Annotated in this window: 5 protein-coding genes; 4 read left to right on the top strand and 1 reads right to left on the bottom strand. The window is 68.7% G+C overall.

Annotation, left to right across the window (positions count from 1 at the left end; all coding sequences use genetic code 11):
• Positions 1-225 precede the first annotated feature (225 nt).
• Complete coding sequence (queD, locus tag D588_RS0112735; protein WP_017916250.1) at positions 226-585, top strand: 6-carboxytetrahydropterin synthase QueD; 360 nt, start codon at positions 226-228, stop codon at positions 583-585.
• A gap of 277 nt (positions 586-862) precedes the next feature.
• Positions 863-1,240 (top strand): phasin family protein, encoded by a 378-nt coding sequence (locus tag D588_RS0112730; protein ID WP_026143664.1) that lies wholly within the window; start codon positions 863-865, stop codon positions 1,238-1,240.
• Positions 1,241-1,662: 422 nt separating this feature from the next.
• Here D588_RS0112730 and bioD read toward each other — a convergent pair whose 3' ends face one another.
• Positions 1,663-2,352 carry a dethiobiotin synthase gene (bioD, locus tag D588_RS0112725; protein WP_017916249.1) on the bottom strand — a complete coding sequence of 230 codons (690 nt, stop codon included), beginning with the start codon at positions 2,350-2,352 and terminating at the stop codon, positions 1,663-1,665.
• Positions 2,353-2,468: 116 nt separating this feature from the next.
• Between bioD and D588_RS0112720 the strand changes: the two genes are divergently transcribed.
• Together D588_RS0112720 and D588_RS24695 are read left to right on the top strand one after the other, a co-directional pair.
• Complete coding sequence (locus tag D588_RS0112720) at positions 2,469-2,951, top strand: GAF domain-containing protein (RefSeq protein ID WP_017912553.1); 483 nt, start codon at positions 2,469-2,471, stop codon at positions 2,949-2,951.
• Positions 2,948-3,109 (top strand): TfoX/Sxy family DNA transformation protein (locus tag D588_RS24695; RefSeq protein WP_017916248.1); only part of this gene is annotated, 162 nt, incomplete at its 3' end. The genes D588_RS0112720 and D588_RS24695, both read left to right, overlap by 4 nt.

Below are 3,109 nucleotides of genomic sequence, written 5' to 3'. Positions count from 1 at the left end.
CCGCCACGGCAACGGCGGCGGCAACCGCCCCGCCGCGCCGCGCTGATCCGTCCGCGGCCACGCGCTGCGCACGCACTCGGGCCGCCCTTCGGGGCGGCCTTTTTTGTCCGCTCCACCCGGACATCGTGAGTCTGTCGCCGCCCCCTGCGGCACGCCACTGTCTTCCGTTTCGCGCGCCCCGCATCGCGCCATGCCGCTCCGCCCCCTGACCGTACAATGCCGCCCATGGATATCTTCAAAGTCTTCACCCTCGAAGCCGCGCACCGCCTGCCCAACGTGCCGCCCGGCCACAAGTGCGCGCGCCTGCACGGGCACTCGTTCCGCATCGAGCTGCACGTCAGCGGCGAGCCTGGCGCCGAGAGCGGCTGGGTGATGGATTTCGGCGACATCAAGGCGGCGTTCCGCCCGCTCTACGACCAGCTCGACCACCATTACCTCAACGACATCGAGGGCCTGGACAATCCCACCAGCGAGCGTCTGGCGGTGTGGATCTGGGACCGGCTCAAGCCGGCGTTGCCGCTGCTGAGCGAAGTGGTGGTGCACGAGACCTGCACCTCCGGCTGTCGCTATCGCGGGCCGGGTTGAAGAAGGCCGGGAATGGGGAATGGGGATTCGGGAATCGTAAGGGCGGCACCGCGCCGGCTGAGGGTTTGCGGGCTGCCCGCCTTGCGTCGTTGCGCGCATCTGGCGCTTTCCAGGCCCGCAGAGGCGTCCGGCAAGGGCTGGCGGAATTGCGCCAAGTAATTGATCAGAAAAGCAGTTTGAACGAATCCTGAGCGGCTTCAGAAAATTTTGTTGCATCGCAGCAGAATCAGCGTATGTTGCACTGCAACAGCAGTCGGCATTCCAACGGAGTTGCATGATGTCCGCTCAATTCAACGATCAGTTCAGCAGCTACACCCAGCAGTTCGCCGCCGCCGCGGCGCGTGCCAACCGCCTGGCGCTGGAGAGCGCCGAGAGCGTGTTCGGCGTGCAGTTGAAGACCTTCGAGAAGAACGTGTCGGCCACCACCGGCTTCCTCGGCGAACTGACCGAGGCGCGCGATCTGGGCACCGTGCAGGCGCTGTGGCCGAAGGGCCTGCAGATCGCCCGCGACAACTTCGAGCGGCTGGCCACGGCCAACCAGGAAGTGTTCGGCCTGGGCCTGAAGGCCTCCGAAGCCATCGGCCAGCTTGCCAAGCACCAGTTCGAAGCGGCGACCGAACAGGCCGCGCCGAAGGCCAAGCCCGCCGCCAAGTAACACTAGTTTTCGACGTCGCTGCGGTTCGCCGCCCGACGCACGCTCGGTCTGCATGGGTCCCTCCCCCCGTGCAACCCAAGGCCCGGTAGATCCCTCCCTCTACCGGGCCTTTTTTATGGGCGGGATTCGGGAGTGGGGATTCGGGATTGGTTGATCGCGTGCGTCTTGGCGTTCCTGTCTTTCCTCATGAGAGAGGCTTCAGCTCCGGTGCTTTGCCAGGAGCCGGTAGATCGCCTCTTCGACCGGGCTTCTCCATGCGCTTGCTTCGGGAGTGAAACCCGGCATTCGGGATCAGCCCATCTTGCGGATCCTGGACGTCCTGATCTTGTGGGAGGGGCTTCAGCCCCGACGCGGCATCGGTCAGGCGTCGGGACTGAAGTCCCTCCCACAAAAGCCGGCAGCGCAGTGCCACCGGCAGTTGCTCAGCCGGGCGACATGCCCGCCCACGGCTGCAACTGCGCCGCCAACTTCTCGGCCTGCGGTTGCGGCCGGTACGGCAGGCGCCCCCAGCACGGCATCGGCAACCGCGCGCGCAGCATCGCCATGTTGTCGTCGATGCGCTCCATCGCCGGGTCGATCTCGTTGCCGATCCAGCCGATGCACTGCAGGCCGTCGGCGGCGATCGCCGCAGCGCTGAGCCGCGCATGGTTGAGGCAGCCCAGGCGCAGGCCGACCACCAGCACCACCGGCAGCCGCAGCGCGCGCGCCAGATCGGCCTGGTCCAGCGTCGCCGACAGCGGCGCCGCCCAGCCGCCGACGCCTTCCACCACCACCACGTCGGCCTGCGCGCGCAGGCGGTCGAACGCGGCCGCGATCGGCGCCAGCTCCAGTTGCACGCCGGCATCGGCGGCGGCCAGTTCCGGCGCCAGCGGCAACGGCAGCGCGTAGGGATTGAGATCGTCATAGCGCGGGCGTGGCGTGCTGGCCTCCTGCAGCGCCAGCGCGTCCTCGTTGCGCCAGCCGTCGGCCTCGCGCGTGCAGCCGCTGGCCACCGGCTTCATGCCCACCGCGCGCTGGCCGCGTGCGCGCAGGGCGTGCAGCAGCGCGGTGCTGGCGATGGTCTTGCCGATGCCGGTATCGGTGCCGGTGACGTAGAAGGCGGGAACAGCCATGCGAAACCCTGTCGGTTGGCCGGCGGGACGCGCGGCGGCGCGCAGGATAGCCGGGTGCGTCGCGCGCGTCAGCCGCCGCGGTGCCTGCGGACGCAGTGCGCTGCTAGACTCGCGCGATGTTCGCCTCGTCCTCGCTCACCGGCAGCAAGCCGGAACAGTACGCCCAGTTGCTCGACCAGGCCCGTGCCCTGGTCGCCGGGGAGCCCGACCGCATCGCCAATGCCGCCAACCTGGCAGCGCTGGTGTACCACGCGCTGCCGCGGCTGAACTGGGTCGGTTTCTACTTCTACGACGGCAAGGAACTGGTGGTCGGCCCGTTCCAGGGCCTGCCCGCGTGCGTGCGCATTCCGCTGCACAAGGGCGTGTGCGGCGCGGCCGCCAGCAGCGGCCAGACCCAGCGCATCGACGACGTGGAGGCGTTTCCCGGGCACATCGCCTGCGATGCGGCCTCGCGGTCGGAACTGGTGGTGCCGCTGCTGCGCGACAGTGCGCTGGTCGGCGTGTTCGACCTGGACAGCCCCGACCTCGCCCGCTTCGACGCCGACGACCAGCGCGGCCTGGAAGCGATCGCCCAGGTCTTCGTCGACAGCCTGCGATGAGTACCACCAAGCTGCGCAACATCGGCCCCAAGAGCGCGGCCTGGCTGCGCCAGGTCGGCGTGCGCACGCAACAGGACCTGGAGGCGGCCGGCGCGATCGGCGCCTTCGTCAAGGTCAAGCGCGCCGGCTTCAAGCCCAGCCTCAACCTGCTGTATTCG

It is taken from the genome of Xanthomonas sp. SHU 308, assembly GCF_000364645.1.
Lineage (GTDB): Bacteria > Pseudomonadota > Gammaproteobacteria > Xanthomonadales > Xanthomonadaceae > Xanthomonas_A > Xanthomonas_A sontii.
The sequence above is the reverse complement of the archived record's forward strand: the minus strand, read 5'-3'. Positions and strand labels throughout refer to the sequence as shown.